14 protein-coding genes are annotated in these 17,226 nt (G+C 37.3%); 6 read left to right on the top strand and 8 right to left on the bottom strand.

All coding sequences use genetic code 11. The annotated features are described in order from the left end of the window. Positions 1-139 precede the first annotated feature (139 nt). The 3 genes from ahcY to D0T53_RS04255 all read right to left on the bottom strand — a co-directional run bounded on the left by ahcY (position 140) and on the right by D0T53_RS04255 (position 4,509). On the bottom strand, positions 140-1,558 hold the full coding sequence (gene ahcY, locus D0T53_RS04245) for an adenosylhomocysteinase (protein WP_163265420.1): 1,419 nt from the start codon (positions 1,556-1,558) through the stop codon (positions 140-142). An 86-nt stretch (positions 1,559-1,644) separates the two neighbouring features. Beyond that, positions 1,645-2,490 carry a DUF3108 domain-containing protein gene (locus tag D0T53_RS04250; RefSeq protein ID WP_163265422.1) on the bottom strand — a complete coding sequence of 282 codons (846 nt, stop codon included), beginning with the start codon at positions 2,488-2,490 and terminating at the stop codon, positions 1,645-1,647. Between the two features lie 27 nt (positions 2,491-2,517). Next, the gene (locus D0T53_RS04255) at positions 2,518-4,509 is read right to left on the bottom strand and encodes an Ig-like domain-containing protein (protein WP_163265424.1); all 1,992 of its coding nucleotides are present in this window, start codon (positions 4,507-4,509) and stop codon (positions 2,518-2,520) included. Between the two features lie 283 nt (positions 4,510-4,792). Here D0T53_RS04255 and D0T53_RS04260 point away from each other — a divergent pair, with 283 nt between their 5' ends. The 6 genes from D0T53_RS04260 to folK are packed head-to-tail and all read left to right on the top strand — an operon-like array spanning position 4,793 to position 9,042. Continuing rightward, on the top strand, positions 4,793-5,671 hold the full coding sequence (locus D0T53_RS04260; RefSeq protein ID WP_163265426.1) for an ABC transporter permease: 879 nt from the start codon (positions 4,793-4,795) through the stop codon (positions 5,669-5,671). 2 nt (positions 5,672-5,673) lie between these two features. Beyond that, positions 5,674-5,931, top strand: coding sequence for a DUF3098 domain-containing protein (locus tag D0T53_RS04265; protein WP_163265428.1), 258 nt, complete (start codon positions 5,674-5,676; stop codon positions 5,929-5,931). 3 nt (positions 5,932-5,934) lie between these two features. Next, on the top strand, positions 5,935-6,729 hold the full coding sequence (locus D0T53_RS04270; RefSeq protein WP_163265429.1) for an undecaprenyl-diphosphate phosphatase: 795 nt from the start codon (positions 5,935-5,937) through the stop codon (positions 6,727-6,729). Between the two features lie 43 nt (positions 6,730-6,772). Further along, a complete protein-coding gene (truB, locus tag D0T53_RS04275) occupies positions 6,773-7,468 on the top strand; it encodes a tRNA pseudouridine(55) synthase TruB (RefSeq protein WP_163265431.1) in 696 nt (231 codons plus the stop codon). Between the two features lie 23 nt (positions 7,469-7,491). Beyond that, on the top strand, positions 7,492-8,541 hold the full coding sequence (queA, locus tag D0T53_RS04280) for a tRNA preQ1(34) S-adenosylmethionine ribosyltransferase-isomerase QueA (RefSeq protein ID WP_163265433.1): 1,050 nt from the start codon (positions 7,492-7,494) through the stop codon (positions 8,539-8,541). Between the two features lie 3 nt (positions 8,542-8,544). Continuing rightward, positions 8,545-9,042 (top strand): 2-amino-4-hydroxy-6-hydroxymethyldihydropteridine diphosphokinase, encoded by a 498-nt coding sequence (gene folK, locus D0T53_RS04285; protein ID WP_163265435.1) that lies wholly within the window; start codon positions 8,545-8,547, stop codon positions 9,040-9,042. Here the strand turns inward: folK and D0T53_RS04290 are convergent. The 5 genes from D0T53_RS04290 to D0T53_RS04310 form a co-directional block, all read right to left on the bottom strand. Beyond that, complete coding sequence (locus D0T53_RS04290) at positions 9,039-9,923, bottom strand: DMT family transporter (RefSeq protein ID WP_163265437.1); 885 nt, start codon at positions 9,921-9,923, stop codon at positions 9,039-9,041. The two genes, folK and D0T53_RS04290, sit on opposite strands and share 4 nt — an antisense overlap. A 37-nt stretch (positions 9,924-9,960) precedes the next feature. Continuing rightward, on the bottom strand, positions 9,961-10,710 hold the full coding sequence (locus D0T53_RS04295; protein WP_221411492.1) for a LytTR family DNA-binding domain-containing protein: 750 nt from the start codon (positions 10,708-10,710) through the stop codon (positions 9,961-9,963). Between the two features lie 2 nt (positions 10,711-10,712). Continuing rightward, positions 10,713-12,512, bottom strand: a complete 1,800-nt coding sequence (locus tag D0T53_RS04300) for a histidine kinase (RefSeq protein ID WP_221411493.1) — start codon at positions 12,510-12,512, stop codon at positions 10,713-10,715. 352 nt (positions 12,513-12,864) lie between these two features. Beyond that, on the bottom strand, positions 12,865-15,435 hold the full coding sequence (glgP, locus tag D0T53_RS04305; protein WP_163265439.1) for an alpha-glucan family phosphorylase: 2,571 nt from the start codon (positions 15,433-15,435) through the stop codon (positions 12,865-12,867). 60 nt (positions 15,436-15,495) lie between these two features. After that, positions 15,496-17,178, bottom strand: a complete 1,683-nt coding sequence (locus D0T53_RS04310) for a glycogen/starch synthase (RefSeq protein WP_163265441.1) — start codon at positions 17,176-17,178, stop codon at positions 15,496-15,498. Between the last annotated feature and the right edge of the window lie 48 nt (positions 17,179-17,226).

The raw sequence follows: 17,226 nt of genomic DNA on the forward strand, positions 1-17,226 counted from the left end.
TTTTAATGATGTTGGTTGTAAATCTTTCATAAGGTGACTTTTTTTGTGTCAACCTATATTAGGACGGGACACCCCTTTTACACAAAAGAAGGTATCCGATTAAATCAGATACCTTCTTTTTTATATTAACACAAGTATATTAGTACCTGTAATGTTCGGGTTTGAAAGGACCTTCTGCCGGAACTCCTAAATAGTCGGCTTGCTCTTTTGTTAGTTTTGTAAGCTTTACTCCAATTTGCTCCAAGTGTAAACGGGCAACCTCTTCGTCCAATTGTTTTGGCAAACGATATACATTTACACCATAATCTTTTTCCCAAAGCTCTATCTGAGCCAAAGTTTGATTAGTGAACGAGTTACTCATCACAAACGAAGGATGTCCCGTAGCACAGCCAAGGTTAACTAAACGTCCTTCAGCCAACAAGAATATAGAATTTCCTTTAGGGAATGTATATTTGTCGACCTGAGGTTTAATGTTCGTATGTTTAATTCCCGCAAAGTTTACTAAGGCATCTACTTGTATCTCATTATCAAAGTGACCGATGTTACAAACAATAGCCTGATCTTTCATTGCCTCCATATGCTGAATGGTAATGATATCTTTATTACCTGTTGTAGTAACAAAAATATTACCTTCTTTTACTGCTTCTTCCATTGTTGTAACTTCAAAGCCTTCCATTGCAGCTTGTAGCGCACAAATAGGATCTATTTCGGTAACAATCACGCGAGCTCCGTACGATTTCAATGAATGAGCACAACCTTTACCTACATCGCCATAACCGGCAACAACAGCAACCTTTCCTGCAATCATTACATCTGTAGCACGCTTAATACCATCGGCTAACGATTCGCGACAACCATAAAGATTATCGAATTTCGATTTTGTAACCGAATCGTTTACATTTATAGCCGGCACCAGAAGCTCGCCTCTCTCCATCATCTGATACAAACGATGAACTCCTGTAGTAGTCTCTTCCGAAACGCCTTTCCAGTCCTTAACTAAACGATGCCAACGCTGATTATCTTCTCCTAAAATACGTTTCAGTGTATCAAGAATAACTTGTTCTTCGTGATTTCCTCCTTTACGATTAATTGTTTCAGGATTTTCTTCGGCTTTATATCCCATATGGATAAGAAGAGTAGCATCACCACCATCATCAACTATCAGATTCGGGCCTTTTCCTCCGGGAAAACGAAGTGCTTGTTCAGTACACCACCAATACTCTTCCAATGTTTCGCCTTTCCATGCAAACACGGGAATTCCTGCTGCGGCAATAGCTGCGGCTGCATGATCTTGTGTCGAAAATATATTACAACTTACCCAGCGGATATCAGCTCCTAACTCTTTCAATGTTTCGATTAACACTGCTGTTTGAACAGTCATGTGTAACGAACCCATTATGCGAGCACCTTTTAATGGTTTTGTAGAACCATATTTTTTACGAAGTGCCATCAATCCGGGCATTTCATGCTCAGCGATTTCAATTTCTTTTCTTCCAAAATCGGCAAGCGAAATATCTGCGACTAAATACGGCAGGTCTGGTAACAATTGTTTTGACATAAAAGTTGTTTATATAGTTTTATTAAAATTAGTGCAAAGATAAGAATTATTAGTCATTATACAGAAAAGCCTGCATATAGAACCATCTAAAGCTGTGATTTAACAGATTCGATAGATGTACCAAGCGGATATTTATTTCCCTTATAACTTTTTAAAACAGCACGGGTTGAACCGACTTTCAATTTTGAATCTATTCTGATTGGCAAGCGATTTGCGTCATTGGTTATATAAACTTTCATTGCCTCTTCTTCATTATCGAAAGCATTATCCGATATTTTCAGCACCAACTTTATACAATTATGTTTTTTACCATTACTGTCTTTCTGTTTCTCTGTTCCATCATGAACTATTTCCATTTTCAATTTTTTCTTTCCCGATATAAAATCAACCCGTTTTTTATTGCCTTTCTTCATATTCGAATAGTCGAGGGTACGGGCAAAATAAACTATACTGAGCATATCGTATGCGCAATTATTAAACTGAATAGTCTCGTCAAATCTAAATCCTCCATTTTTGTAACGTACAGCTTTTACTTTTACAGACCCATCGCCCGAATACGCATAACCAACCCGTTCGCGAGTATAATCATCTCCTTCGTGAGCATCTTTCATAAAAGCTAAAGGAACAAGGTCTTTACTCATTACACACGAAAGGGTATCATCCAACTTGAATATTTTACGGGCAAACCCTTGCGAATTAGTAGTTAAGGACATTTTGTAGGCATCATTGCCTGCATATGTTACATTTTTAACATTCAGAGTACCGGTCCCCGCCTTTGTCGATATTCCGAACTTCATATGAAGATCGTAAGTAAGAGCCTCGCCGGCGTTAAAATATATATTATCGATTTCACACTGCGAAAAGCCGTACTGAATACCTGCCACTAAGAAAAACAGCGACAATAATGCTCTTGAAAAAAAAATCTTAACCATAACAATTCTATCTTTAAAGTTTTGTAGCTATCGCCTAACAGATTGCATTCCGCCGGAAAGACCTCCTAAATTGGAACTTGAGGAACTTTGATTGTTTTGCCCCCGACTTTGTTTCTCTCTATTTTCTCGGTCTTTACGTTTCGAATCTTTATCCTTAGGCTTATTTTTAGTTATCTCCAATGGTTTTTGCTTGTCGGGCTGTAAATACCTGATATCCCAATCTTCAGTTATTTCCCAATTTGCCTTTATATCAAAGAATCCATTATAATAAAACACGGTTTCCGGCTGACGCTTGGTATAATAATCTCCCGTATCCCATTTGCCGTTTCCATTGTCATCTATAATCAGGCGGGCATAATAAACACCGGGATTGAGGTTCGCAAAACCAACACCACCATTCCTCACAATTGCTTTTCGGACAGGCGAATCGGATTTACTTAATAGTTCGACAAAAGTCGGTGTATCAGTACTCAGTCCTTGCAATTTAATATAAAGTTTACCATAATCCTCAATATTTTTCACTTTAAACTTAACTTCTATTTTATTATTCCACAATCCGTCATAATTGAATATTGAAGCCGAATCGGCACTCAGTAAATATGTATCGCCCGGCCGCCATTTATGCCTTATTGTATAACGACGAGGATTAAGTGAATCTTGTACAATTGGCCCGATTTCTTCATTCACATAAACCGAGTCTTTCATTCGTTGCAAATATATCTTTCCTTCTAACGAATCCTTTACAGGCTTATCAAATACAATATTAATAGCATCATATACGTTCGCCACACTTTTAATATCTATCGTCTGTTTAAAAAATTCAATCTCGGGTTCTTTATCTTTATCTTTCTTCTTTTTATCATCTTTTTCCTGTGTCCGTTTACGCCTGTTCATGAAATTAACTGTATCTACTGTCATAACAGGAAGATTTAGCGAATCGGTTTTATAATATGCAACCTGCATAGTTAACGTATCCATCTTTATAATTTCCGGATCCAATATCCAAAACTGAAGAGTATCGTTTGTTGCATTACGTTCTAATAAAGCCCAATCGGCACCCGCCTCAAAATTTAGAGGTGTTATCCGAGGCATTTCTGTTGCTGATCCAAAAAACAATTTTAATTCGTCAGGATTCGGACGTTCAACCTTTTGCAAATACTGACGTTTAAACCCCGAATTAAAAGACCTCAACATTATATTATCGGGAGTAAAACGAGTGTATGGTATTGTTAGAATAGTATCTATCTCTAGCTCTTTGCTATTACCCCTAATCTCTTTATATACTGTATCTGTTCGAAAAGCCTGTTCGTGCGAAGGCACTAATATAGAATCGAAAAACGCGATTGTTTCACCCGGATTGTCGTACATATAATCCCTGTTGGTATCGTCCAATGCATATATCCGGTAATTTCCCGCAGCAACACCTCTTATAATAAATTCACCTCTTTCGTTTGTTCGCGATATCCGCTCAAATTTCATATTTGTAAAAGCTGTGTCATCCAAGTTAGAGTGTAAGCCAACAACCATTCCCTTCACTGGCTCAAGATTATTCGCCGCAAGCACCTTTCCCGATATTGCAAGCGAATCTAACCTGTCTCCGGTTGAAAACGTAAAAGCAAAATTTTCGAAAACGTTTCCTTCATTATTATCAACAACAGCATCGGTAAAATCAATCACGTATGTTGTATTAAGAATAAGTGTATCTCTGATCTCTACTTTTACTTTATTATTTATTGCTTGTATTATCGGCGTCTTCTGTTGCGGAGGAGTAACTATAACCTTTTCCAACGGACTTTCCAATTTAACTAATTCATTAAAAACAATCTCAATTTTTCTATCCTGCCAATTAACGGCCCCCTGAAGAGGTGTGCTTCCTATAACTTTGGGCGGGTCCCAGTCATAATCTCCCCCTCCGGGCGAAGCCATATTCGCACACGAAAAAGTTATAGCCAAGACTACAAAAACAACAAAAACTATTCTGAATTTCCTCAAAGAGATTAAAAATCGGCTTCCGATCATATTTTACAATGTTAAAAGCACAAAAGTACAACGTTTTTACATATAATAATCCGTATAAAATAGAAAAAGCCTTAAATACCTACAATTTAATCTACTACCTCTTCATCAGCATTTAGCATTTAAAGGTAATACACCCTTCTATTATGTAAAACAACAAAGCTGAAGATATTATTCCTTAAAAAAAACAAAAACATCTTATTAACAATTTTTATTTTGTTACTTTGCATCAAATTTAGGGTTATAGTGCCCATGCATTTGCAATAAGAGAATTAAGCAGAATAATATGTCAAATAAGAGGCAGGGCGGTTCGTCTTCTTTTTTTGGTGCAGGAATGACTACAACTGCCAGCATTTCGTTAGTGTTACTTTTATTAGGACTTACGGCGCTAGTTGCCTTAATGGGGCAAGGTATCACTTCGTATGTTAAAGAAAACATGACTGTATCGGTTGAAATACCCAGTACGATGACCGAAAAGCAAACGGCTGCATTACAACAGCAGATACAATCCAGCAGATATGCAAAAGAAGTTTTATTCATAGATAAAGAAGAAATTAAACAACAACTTATTCAGGACTTAGGGCGTGATCCGGAAGAAGTATTAGGATACAATCCGGCTTCCAGTTGCTTCGAAATAAAACTAAAAGCAGAATATGCCAATACCGATAGTGTTAAATTGATTGAGAAAGATTTAAAAAGTAAAAATACTTTCAAAAGCATCATCTACAGCCAGGAAGATCTTGATTTGGTAAATTCAAATTTGGCAAAAATAGGTACGTTAACCTTAGTTTTGGCTCTGATATTAATGTTTATCTCGTTTACACTCATCCGTAATACAATAAGGCTCAACATATACTCTAAACGGTTTACAATAAACACCATGCAATTGGTTGGAGCCACAAATGCATTTATAAGAAAACCATTTTTACAACAAACTGTACTTTGCGGCATAATAGCTGCTTTTTTGGCAAATATTTTCATCACTATTATAGTATATACATTTATTATAGAATATCCCGAATTTCGCAGCCTTGTTGAGATGAAAGATCTTCTTATTATTTTCGGTGTAGTTATAGTATTGGGTATACTACTAACTTATTCGGCAACTTTTGTAGCTGTCAATAAATATCTGAAAATGAAAACAAATAATCTTTATCATATATAATTATGGATAAACAAAACTTTGCTTTTGGCAAAAAAAACTACATCATTTGTGCCGTTTCGGTTGCAATAATTATTTTCGGCTTCATTCTGATGACGGGCCCTGCAACAACAATCGAAGGAGGTTTCGAGCCATCTATTTTCAGTACTAAACGGATAGTTATAGCTCCCATCACCTGTTTCTTTGGCTTTTTGTTAATGATTGCCGGAATTTTGTATCCATCTAAAAAAACGGATAGCACAACCAATATTAAAGATAAATAAAGAATGAGTATTTTCGAAACAATCATCATTGCCATTATTGAAGGCTTAACCGAATTTTTACCGGTTTCTTCTACCGGGCACATGATTATTACACAAAGTTTATTAGGGGTCGAAAGCACACCTTTTGTTAAAACATTTACCGTAGCCATACAATTTGGCGCTATTCTTTCGGTATTAGTACTTTATTGGAAACGATTCCTTCAATCCTGGACTTTTTATCAAAAACTCTTCATCGGATTTATTCCTGCTGCTATTTTCGGATTCCTTTTAAACGATTATATAGACGAACTCCTCGAAAGTGTTATGGTAGTTTCTATTATGCTAATACTTGGAGGGGTTGTTATGTTATTCATGGACAAATGGTTCGACAAACCTAAACAAGACCAAGATATATCAAATAAAAATGCTCTGGTTATTGGGTTCTTCCAATGTATTGCCATGATTCCGGGCGTATCGCGGTCGATGGCTACAATTTTTGGGGGAATGGCACAAGGATTAACCCGTAAAAACGCAGCCGAGTTTTCGTTTTTCCTTGCTGTTCCAACTATGGCTGCCGCTACAGGTTATAAACTATTAAAGCTATTTTTAGAACCTGATGGAATAAATATTTTAACCGACAATATAGGTACTTTAATCTTAGGTAATGTAGTAGCTTTTATAGTAGCAATGCTTGCTATAAAGTTCTTTATTGGCTTTATTTCGAAATATGGTTTTAAAATGTTCGGATGGTATCGCATAATTGTTGGTTCCATTATACTTATCTTGTTATTAACAGGACATCAGCTAGCCATACTTTAAAAAAGATAATCGAAAAATTAAATTCACGAACTATAAATTAGACATGGATTTCGTAGAAGGCGAAATTATATATATAAACAAACCTCTGCACTGGACTTCGTTCGATATTATCAGACGCTTCCGCGCTAAGGTTTGCCAAAAGCTGAAAATAAAGAAACTTAAAGTTGGGCATGCCGGCACACTCGATCCTTTGGCCACTGGGGTTATGATTGTATGTACAGGAAAAAAGACCAAACTAATAGAATCGTTTCAATATCAGACAAAGGAATATATAGCAACTATAAAACTGGGCGAAACCACACCCTCGTTCGATCTGGAAACCGAAGTAGATCAAACATATCCGGTAGAACACATCAACGAAGAGCTTGTTGAAAATACGCTACAGCAATTTATAGGAGAAATAAAACAAGTTCCACCTGCATATTCGGCATGCAAGGTTAATGGAAAACGAGCTTACGATTTAGCACGCTCGGGGCAAGAAGTAGAGCTAAAAGCCAAATTGCTTGTTATAGACGAAATTGAGCTATTAGAATATTCGATGCCCGAAATTAAAGTTCGTGTTGTTTGTAGTAAAGGTACATACATCAGGGCTTTGGCTCGCGATATTGGCTTAGCTTTAAATTCGGGGGGACATTTAACCGGATTAATCAGGACTCGTGTTGGCGAAACCACCCTCGATAAATGTATCGAAGCCGAGGAAATGGATGCTTTTCTCGAAAAAATTGAAATAACAAAATAATAAAATTCGAAATATAAAAGTATATGAAACTATCCCAATTTAAATTTAATTTACCTGACGACCTGATAGCTAAATATCCGGCTAAAAACAGGGATGAGTCGCGTCTGATGGTAATAAACCGTAAAACAGGAGATATAGAACATAAAGTATTTAAAGATGTTCTCGAGTACTTTGAAAATAAGGATGTTTTTGTTTTCAACGACACAAAAGTATTTCCGGCACGTTTATATGGCAATAAAGAAAAAACAGGAGCAAAAATTGAGGTATTTCTGCTTCGTGAACTGAATGAAGAATTGCACCTTTGGGATGTTCTGGTAGATCCTGCACGTAAAATACGCATTGGGAACAAGCTATACTTTGGAGAAAACGACTCGATGGTTGCTGAAGTTATAGATAATACGACTTCGCGCGGACGGACTCTGCGCTTCCTTTACGACGGACCTGCCGAAGAGTTTAAATCGACTTTATACAGTTTAGGAGAAACTCCAATACCTAAATATCTGGGACGCGAAGAAGAAGAAGAAGACAAAGAACGCTACCAAACAATATTTGCGAAAAACGAAGGGGCTGTTGTTGCTCCGGCTGCTGCCCTGCATTTTAGCCGCGAGTTACTTAAACGAATGGAAATAAAAGGCATAGACTTTTCGTATATTACCTTACATTCGGGACTTGGCAATTACCGCGATATTGATGTAGAAGACCTTACTAAGCACAAAATGGATTCGGAGCAAATGCTTATCACTCCCGAGGCTGCCGATATTGTAAATAAAGCAAAAGAAAAAGGTGCTAATATCTGCGCTGTTGGCACATCTGTAATGAGAGCTATCGAAACTATTGTTAGTACCGACGGCAAATTAAAGCCAAGCGAAGGATGGACAAACAAATTCATATTTCCGCCTTACGACTTCAATGTTGCTAATAGAATGATTACTAACTTCCATTTACCTCAGTCGACATTACTGATGATGACTTCGGCATTTGGCGGATACGACCTTATTATGGATGCTTACGAACTTGCCGTAAAAGAAGGATATAAATTCGGCACTTATGGCGATGCAATGCTGATTATCTAAAAGATGACCGAGACGAACAATCTGCACTGTGTTTATCTGGGATTGGGTACTAATCTTGGAGACAAACAGAAAAACATACAACATGCAGTAAACTATATAAACGAACAAATAGGGGAAGTAATTTCCCTATCGTCGTTTTATACTACCAAGCCTGTAGGATTTACCTCCGACAATATGTTTCTTAATGGGGCATGCTGTGTTATAACATCACATACTCCTTTCGAAGTTTTACACATATCGCAAGAGATAGAAAAGATAATGGGCCGGACTAAAAAATCGGTAAATAACAAACACTCCGACAGAATTATCGACATCGATCTGCTGATGTACGATAATCTTATTATAAACACAAAAGAGTTAACCCTACCCCACCCTTATTTGCACCAAAGGGATTTTGTTTTGTTTCCGCTTGCAGAAATAGCAACCGATGTAAAACATCCACTCGCTAATAAAACTATTGGACAATTGAAAGATAAACTGAAAGAAAAATCTTCCGATTAAGACATCACTGTGCGCTCCTTTTTTCGTGTAATACTCCACATCTGGAGGAATACCGAGAATATAATCAGCCCTAAACCTACATAAAACGACAAGTCGAGCTCTTTCGCTTCACTAAACAATATCATAGCCAAAATAATACTATAAACAGGCTCGAGATTATAAGTCAGGTTCACAGTAAAGGGCGAAACAAATCGTAATGCCTGAATTTGAAGTATATATAAACCGACAGTACAAATAGTTGCAAGTAGGAATAAATAAGTCCAGTCATAAACATCGGGTATCAACTTTTCGGGGGGGAAGAAATAGATATAAACAGGCAGAAGTAAGCTTACAAATACCAATCCTCCTATTATTTCATAAAACAAAACCGAAGTTGCAGGTCTGTTTGCAGTTACATGTTTATTACAAATAATAAATATAGCAGCCAATGTCGAAGATATTGCTCCCAATGTAATACCTAAACGGTAACGGGTGTCGAAATGGAAAATAAGCAGAATACCCAAAACCCCTATAACACTGAAAAGCAGTTCTTTTACCGAAAAACGATGCCGATTTATTATAGGTTCAAGTATGGCCGTAAAAAATCCTGTAAGCGAGAAACAGACTACCCCTATCGCTACGTTCGAGGCCTTTATACTCCCATAAAAAAAGAACCAGTGAGCCGAAAGAATGCAACCGACTCCCATTATTTTCAACAATTCTTTGCCTCCAATTCTGCGAAAACGTTTGGTTATCCACAATACCATAAAAAAAACAACGGAAGTAATCAGCAGCCTATACCATACCAAAAGACCTTCGTGCAAAGCTATTAGTTTACCAAAAATACCCGTAAAGCTGGCTATTATTACCGACAAGTGCAGCTTAATAAGTGCTTGTTTCATCTCACATTTGTTTCAGTATGCAAATGTAATTCATTTTTCATTTAAAAACCTGCAAAAAAGCCTCTTTATAGCTTGGCGACACCTCTATCTCTGTTCCATCTTCAAGTACAACATAACCGCCCGAACCTTTATGATATGATCTAACACAACTGACATTTATAATGTGCGACTTATGCACCCTGAGAAAAGGGTAAGGTAATATTTCGGCGAAATGTTTAAGAAAACGGCACACCATTTTCTTGGTCTTATTTTTCAGGTAAATATCCGTAAAGTTTCCATTACCTTGCAAACGGATAATATCTTCTATTTTAACCACCTCAAAACCTTCGAGAGTAGGCAAAATAACTTGTTGCTTTTCAGGCTGAGGTTCTTTAAAGTTATCTACAATTATTTTATTGCGGTTGAATATTTCGTTTTTAAGAATGTGTTGCTGCACTTTTGTCACTGCAAGAATAAGTTCTTCTATTCCAACAGGTTTAAGCAGATAATAAGCAGCACTCTGATTTAATGCTTGCAACGAGTATTCGGAAAAAGCTGTAACAAATATAGTTTCGAAATAAAGATCTTTACACCCATCCAGCACATCAAAAGCATTACCAAAAGGCATCTCAACGTCCAAAAACACAAGCTGTGGCTGAAGTTCATGCAACACCGAAATTGCATCTTTACTATTATGTGCTTCGCCAATCACTTCTATTTGCGGACAATACTTAATAAGATAACTTTTTAATGCTTCCCGGGCCGCATGTTCGTCTTCAACTATAACACTCTTTATTTTCTGCAACATTACTATCTGTTTTTATATAAATCTAACGGAAAACTAATAGTTACAATAACGCCTGTCGCTCCATTTGTTTTTTCCTCTATACTCAGAATAATTCTACTTTTATATAAACTATTCAATAGCTCTATCCGCTCGCGGGTATTATTTACACCTCTCGATTTATGAGCTTTCTGATGTTTGGTTTTCAGTTCGGCACTTTTCGTCAAACCTATTCCATCATCTTCTATGGTAATATACAAATAATCATTACTTTGTTTAACCTCTAGTTTCAGAACGCCCTTACTCTCTTTATAGCGCAATCCGTGCCATATTGCATTTTCGAGTTGTGGCTGTATTATCATATTAGGCACATAAAGCGTATCGCTATCAATAGAGTCTTCGACATAAATTTCAAAATCAAACTTATCATTAAAACGAATATGCTCCAGTTCAAGGTACTCCTGCATCTGATTCATTTCGAGCGAAAGCGGTACAAAATCCTTATTGGAGTTTTCCATAATGTTGCGCATTAATTTAGAATACGACGACAGATATTTATTTGCCTCCAACTCGTTATTCTGCGCTATAAACTGATTTACACTATTCAGGCTATTAAATATAAAGTGAGGATTCATTTCGCGCCGGAGCGATTGCAATGCAATCTTTTTATTTCTCTTACGAACAAGATACCACGCCCTTACAATAAAAAAAGAACATGTAAGTATTAATATTATTGAACCTATCAGAACGTAATTAAACCGGTTCTTCTTCTCAATAAGCTGATCTTTCAATGCCCGTTCTTTCTCCAATTGGGCTATTTTTTCTTCAGTTATCTGATATAGCTTTGTGTCAATTAACGATGTATCGGCTTTTATAACAGCCTCCAGCGTATCGATAAACGAAGAATACAGAGCAATTACTTCTTGCGATTGTTTTTCCCTTTTATAATAATTGGCTAGTATTTCAAGACTATTCCTTGCCTCAAAAGTCTGCCCTTCTCTCAATGCCAGATTGTAAGCCTGCTTAAGCGATGTAAGCCCTTTTGTTGTATCCTTGCCTTCGAAATAAACATTCGACAAGTTCTGCAATTGTTCAACTTTAACTTTCGGGTTTTTTACCACTTCGGCCTTTTCCACCAGCTTTTCATTTATTTCTATTGCCTTTTCAATCTGATTATCCGATGCATAAGCTTTTGCAATATCCCTGTTTATCTTTATAGCCTCTTCGGGTTTATCCTTTACAAAATCCAAAGCACTCTCTAAATTTTCGACAGCAGCTTTCGTATCCTTCAATTCGAGTTTAACCTCTGCCATTTGTTGGAATGCCTCAACTTTATCTTCTTTAAGCGGAGTGGACTCCAGTATATCTATTTTTTGTTGTATCAGATTTGAACGCGCTTCGGGGTTCGATATATTTGCTAAACGACCAGCATCGTTTGTATTGAGAGATTGTTGCACCTTGCTTTTCGACAGACGCGCAGCCGATTGATATTTAACTATGGCTTCATCAATGTTATTCTGTAACTCCTTAAGCTTAGCCAACTCCCTATCGATGAGAGCAACTTTTTCTGTATTTTTCAATTTTACATATAAGCTACGGGCTTTAGCATAATTTTCTTCGGCTTTTTTCAGTTCACCTTTTCCGGTTTGTTCTTTGGCCAAGTTTTCGTAATCGATGGCAAGTTTTTCATCAGAAGCCCCTTCTTCCAACGATTTTGTAACCTCAACCGCTGCATTTTTTTTAGGCATAATTTTTACGGACGACTTATGCTGAGCGATAAGGCCTCCTGACAAAACCAACAATGACAGAAAAAATATAAACCTCATTATTTTAATAAATAGTTAAAGTATATCTTATTTCATTTTGCAAGCACATATTCTATCAACATAGAATTTCGCACCACTCACAACATCCTATAACACATACTAAATAAAAAACCTGACAGACCTGACAACTTTTTCTATTTTCGGATTTATTGTTTATTAATAACTATAAACTGCTTTCCTGCAACTCTTAATATACAGATAAAGCCATAATATAAAAGCACATTGTAAAGTAAATATTTTTTCTATTCAATAGCACTATGTTTTACCATGTGAAAAAGAAGTTTTACCCTTTTAATAAAAAAGGTGCCTCAAATGAAGCACCTTTTTCTATATATAAAAGAACAATTTTGTCTTAAATCCAACGCACATAAGCAAAATCCATACGATGAGGCAAATCCTTATTAGATGGATAAACCCTAAAGGCATACTTATGTGTACCGATGAGAGTTGTTGGCTCTTTCAGTGTAAAGTAAAGTTTCGATCCTTCGGTTTTTGACAACTGGAACGGAATAGTTTGCAATAACTTAGTATTGTTGTCTGCATCGGTATCTACAACCACATAGTCTATACCTAAATCGCCAACCATATCTTTTTTGTCAAGTACAATCTCAAGAATCACACTCTCACCCTCCAACTGGCTAATCATAGATTGAGGCATATCTTCACCATTAGCTTTCATCGATACTACAGTAAAATTATCCCATTTCGAAGCCATATCTTCCTTCCACGCTGCAATTTCTTTTGCCTTGGCATAATTATCTGCCGATATTTTTTCAGAACGTGCTGCCTGTTTAGTATAGAAGTTATTAATATAGTCGTCAATCATACGTTTTGTTGTATAATGAGGCGCTATCTTCGCTATCGAATTCTTAACATATTGTATCCATTCGGGCGAATATCCTTTCGAATTACGTGCATAATAAAGAGGAAGTATCTTATTCTCAAACGTAGAATAGATAATTGCCGCATCCAACTCGTCCTGATATGCCTGATTTGTGTAAGTACGTTTATCGGTCAATGCCCATCCGGCCTCTTCGCGATAACCTTCGTACCACCATCCATCAAGAACCGAAAAGTTAAGCACACCGTTCATTTCGGCCTTCTCGCCCGATGTTCCCGAAGCTTCGAGCGGACGTGTTGGTGTATTTAACCAAATATCGACACCCGAAACCAAACGTTTTGCTAAACGCATATCGTAATTTTCAAGGAATATAATCTTTCCTAAAAACTCAGGACGACGCGATATTTCGATAATATGTTTTATTAACCCTTGTCCTGCACCATCGGCAGGGTGAGCTTTACCTGTAAAGATAAATTGAATCGGGAATTTTTCGTTATTTACTAAACGAGACAAACGCTCCAAATCGGTAAACAACAAATGTGCCCTTTTATAAGTTGCAAAACGGCGACCAAAACCAACCAATAAAGCATCCGGATTAATTTTATCAATCACATTCAGAATACTTTTCGGATTAGTTTGATTTTTAACCCAACCTTCACGCATCTGCTCCTGAACATAATCGATCAAACGTCTTTTTAATTTAAGACGCAGATTCCAGATTTCCTGATCGGGTACATCGTATATCTTTTTCCAGATATCTTCGTTTGACTGATCTTCGTAGAAAGTCTCGTCAAAAGTTTTTTCATACAATGCCTTACATTCGCGCGAAGTCCACGTTGGCAAGTGTACTCCATTTGTAACGTGCCCCACATGCAATTCTTCGGGGAAGTAACCTTTCCACATAGAGTGGAACATATTACGAGAAACAATTCCGTGCAAAAGACTCACACCGTTAGCTTCCTGACAAGTGTTCAACGCAAAAGCACTCATGCTGAACTTTTCATTCGAACCCGGATTCTCGCGTCCCATGTCTACAAACTCGTTCCACGAAATACCCAAACGCTCTGGGAAATGCCCCATATATTTACCAAGCAAGCCTTCGTCGAAATAATCGTGTCCTGCAGGAACAGGTGTATGCACTGTATAAAGACCTGAGGCACGAACAATCTCCAACGCTTGATTAAATGTCAGACCTTCTTTTTCGATAAGATCAAGCAAACGTTGTACATTTATAAATGCGGCATGCCCTTCGTTACAATGGTATACTTCTTTCTTAATACCTAATTTATTAAGCAACAATATACCTCCGATACCTAATAGATATTCCTGCTTCATTCGATTTTCCCAGTCGCCACCATATAATTGGTACGTGATAGGACGATCATACTCGCTATTCATATCAAGATCTGTATCAAGAAGATATAATGGCACACGCCCAACATTTACCCTCCAAACATGAGCATAAACATCTCTATCATGATAAGGCACAGCCAATATCATGGGATTACCATCTTCTTCCATTACTTGCTCGATAGGCAACTCATTAAAATTCTGAGCTTCGTAAAACGCCTCTTGTTGTCCATCGGGCGAAATACGCTGAGTGAAATAACCATAACGGTACAAGAAACCTACTCCCGCTAAATCAACATGGCTATCGCTCGCTTCTTTCAAGTAGTCTCCGGCTAAAACCCCTAAACCTCCCGAATAAATTTTAAGGACATGGGTAAACCCATACTCCATACTAAAATATGCAACAGATGGTTTCTTTTTATCGGGTTTAACCGACATATATTTATCAAATTTAGCACATAACGACTTTACTTTAGCCATCAATGTCTTATCTTTCAAAATCTCCTCAGTGCGGGCATAACTCAGCGTTTGCAATAACGTAACCGGATTATGACCTGTTTCTTTCCATAATTGCGGATCAAGTTCGGCAAAGAGGTCGGTAGCCTCCAAATTCCAAACCCACCATAAGTTTCTCGCAAGCTTCTCCAAAGGTACTAGTTCTTTATTCAACCTCACCTGGGTGTGAACTTCTTTCCATGACGGATGATTACTGTAGCTTGTTTTGATCTTCATAATTAAATAATTTAGTTCATCTTGTTTTTATACTTTGGAGTGTAAAATACACTTTAGCATCTATTTATTATTATCCATACGAGTACGGGCACTTACAAGTGCTTTACTGTATGCCTCTTCGTAGTAATGGAAAAAATGCTTCCAGTCGGCAAGAGATGCTCGTTTGGCAGCTTTTTTCTTTATACTTTTTATTTGCTCGTTGCTTCGGGTTGCCATTTCAAAAATCATATTGCATATTTCTTCCGAAACCTCTATAAAATTATAATCATCGCGACGGATAACCTCTCCTCCGTCGTGCATTCCTCTTTCATCGCCCATGCTTAGCACCCACATGCCAAACCCCGAAAGCGAAGTTGTTATGCTAGGTACCGAAAACGCAATACTTTCGTGCGGAGTGTAGCCCCAAGGTTCGTAATAAGAAGGAAAAACTGTTGCATCCAAGCCTATAAGCAGATCGTAATATGTCATATTAAATATTCCGTCGGTACCATTCAGATACGAAGGGACAAATATTACATTCACTTTGTTTGTAGCAACATGATCCAACCCTAAAAACCTTATCTGATTCAGAACCATATCATGTTCCATATTGTGTAACCAATGCGTTATATATGGCATATCAAGAGGTGTATCAACCATCTTTTTTCCTTGTATCCGTTGTTTTAATTCCGGACGAGCTTTGTCGACCCAAGCCGGAACCATAACAAAAGCCACAACATCTTTGTTCAGTTGTTTTATATGGTTCAATCTGTTCATTGCATCAATAAACACATCTATACCTTTATTCTTGTATTCGTATCTTCCGCTTGTTGCTATCAGTAGTGCATCGGTGTCGATACTTTTTCCCAAAAGTTTCTCGGCAACATCAATCATTTTCTTTCGGGCGAGATTACGTTTACTTGTATATTCGCGCCCTGTGGGTACAAAATCTTTTTCAAATCCGTTTGGTGTAACTTCCGGATCACGCTCAAGCAATTGTTTACACTCGCGAGCTGTTATTTCACTCACTGTTGTGAAACAATCTACCTCAAGTGCCGTCCGTTTTTCAACCGAATGTTTAGCTTCCATATTTAGTTCACGAGCCATCTGGTCGCCATTATAAGCCGATAAATAATTGTATAAAGGCTTGTTGTTTCCGGCAATAGAACGCCCGATAGAAGTAGCATGAGTTGTAAATACAGTTGCTATCTGAGGCAATTTATCTTTTATATACAACGCTCCCATGCCCAGCATCCACTCGTTAAAATGAGCGATAACATTTTTATCCGAAAGTTTATGATATTTATAGTAGCTCTCAATAACCCGCCCTGTAGCATAGGCAAACATACACGACTCGTCGTAATCGCCGTAAGCATGTAACGAATCGACCCCGAATTGCCCCCACATATCGGCATATATCTCGTCTTTATGTGGAAAAAATTGCTGAAAATCGACAAGTACTGCAATAGGCCTTCCGGGAACGTCCCAATAACCAACCCTTATTTTAAGCCCATCTATTGCTATGGCATGTTTCTTCCACTTGGTAAGTAATTTTTTGTCTTCAATAAACCAAAGGCTTTCCGAATCTTTCCACACATCGGGCCCGATAAACATAACATTGCCGTTATATACTTCGAGCATAGTCTTTGCTTTTGACGAAAGTACAGTATATATTCCTCCTACTTTATTACAAACTTCCCAGCTTGTTTCGAACACATAATCAGGAGTCATATTATCGTTATTAATGGTTGTTTTATCAGCCATATTTATTCTAAATATTTCTTTATATAGTTCTTAGTACATGTAACCCTC

This window comes from Dysgonomonas sp. 216 (assembly GCF_010501065.1).
Lineage (GTDB): Bacteria > Bacteroidota > Bacteroidia > Bacteroidales > Dysgonomonadaceae > QVMM01.

What these genes read in the sequence shown, in the direction of transcription:
- ahcY (WP_163265420.1), bottom strand. Translation starts at nt 1,558, where the DNA reads ATGTCAAAACAATTGTTACCAGACCTGCCGTATTTAGTCGCAGATATT.
- D0T53_RS04255 (WP_163265424.1), bottom strand. Translation starts at nt 4,509, where the DNA reads ATGATCGGAAGCCGATTTTTAATCTCTTTGAGGAAATTCAGAATAGTT.
- glgP (WP_163265439.1), bottom strand. Translation starts at nt 15,435, where the DNA reads ATGAAGATCAAAACAAGCTACAGTAATCATCCGTCATGGAAAGAAGTT.
- queA (WP_163265433.1), top strand. Translation starts at nt 7,492, where the DNA reads ATGAAACTATCCCAATTTAAATTTAATTTACCTGACGACCTGATAGCT.
- D0T53_RS04270 (WP_163265429.1), top strand. Translation starts at nt 5,935, where the DNA reads ATGAGTATTTTCGAAACAATCATCATTGCCATTATTGAAGGCTTAACC.
- D0T53_RS04260 (WP_163265426.1), top strand. Translation starts at nt 4,793, where the DNA reads ATGTCAAATAAGAGGCAGGGCGGTTCGTCTTCTTTTTTTGGTGCAGGA.
- D0T53_RS04295 (WP_221411492.1), bottom strand. Translation starts at nt 10,710, where the DNA reads ATGTTGCAGAAAATAAAGAGTGTTATAGTTGAAGACGAACATGCGGCC.
- folK (WP_163265435.1), top strand. Translation starts at nt 8,545, where the DNA reads ATGACCGAGACGAACAATCTGCACTGTGTTTATCTGGGATTGGGTACT.
- D0T53_RS04310 (WP_163265441.1), bottom strand. Translation starts at nt 17,178, where the DNA reads ATGGCTGATAAAACAACCATTAATAACGATAATATGACTCCTGATTAT.
- D0T53_RS04300 (WP_221411493.1), bottom strand. Translation starts at nt 12,512, where the DNA reads ATGAGGTTTATATTTTTTCTGTCATTGTTGGTTTTGTCAGGAGGCCTT.
- D0T53_RS04250 (WP_163265422.1), bottom strand. Translation starts at nt 2,490, where the DNA reads ATGGTTAAGATTTTTTTTTCAAGAGCATTATTGTCGCTGTTTTTCTTA.
- D0T53_RS04265 (WP_163265428.1), top strand. Translation starts at nt 5,674, where the DNA reads ATGGATAAACAAAACTTTGCTTTTGGCAAAAAAAACTACATCATTTGT.
- D0T53_RS04290 (WP_163265437.1), bottom strand. Translation starts at nt 9,923, where the DNA reads ATGAAACAAGCACTTATTAAGCTGCACTTGTCGGTAATAATAGCCAGC.
- truB (WP_163265431.1), top strand. Translation starts at nt 6,773, where the DNA reads ATGGATTTCGTAGAAGGCGAAATTATATATATAAACAAACCTCTGCAC.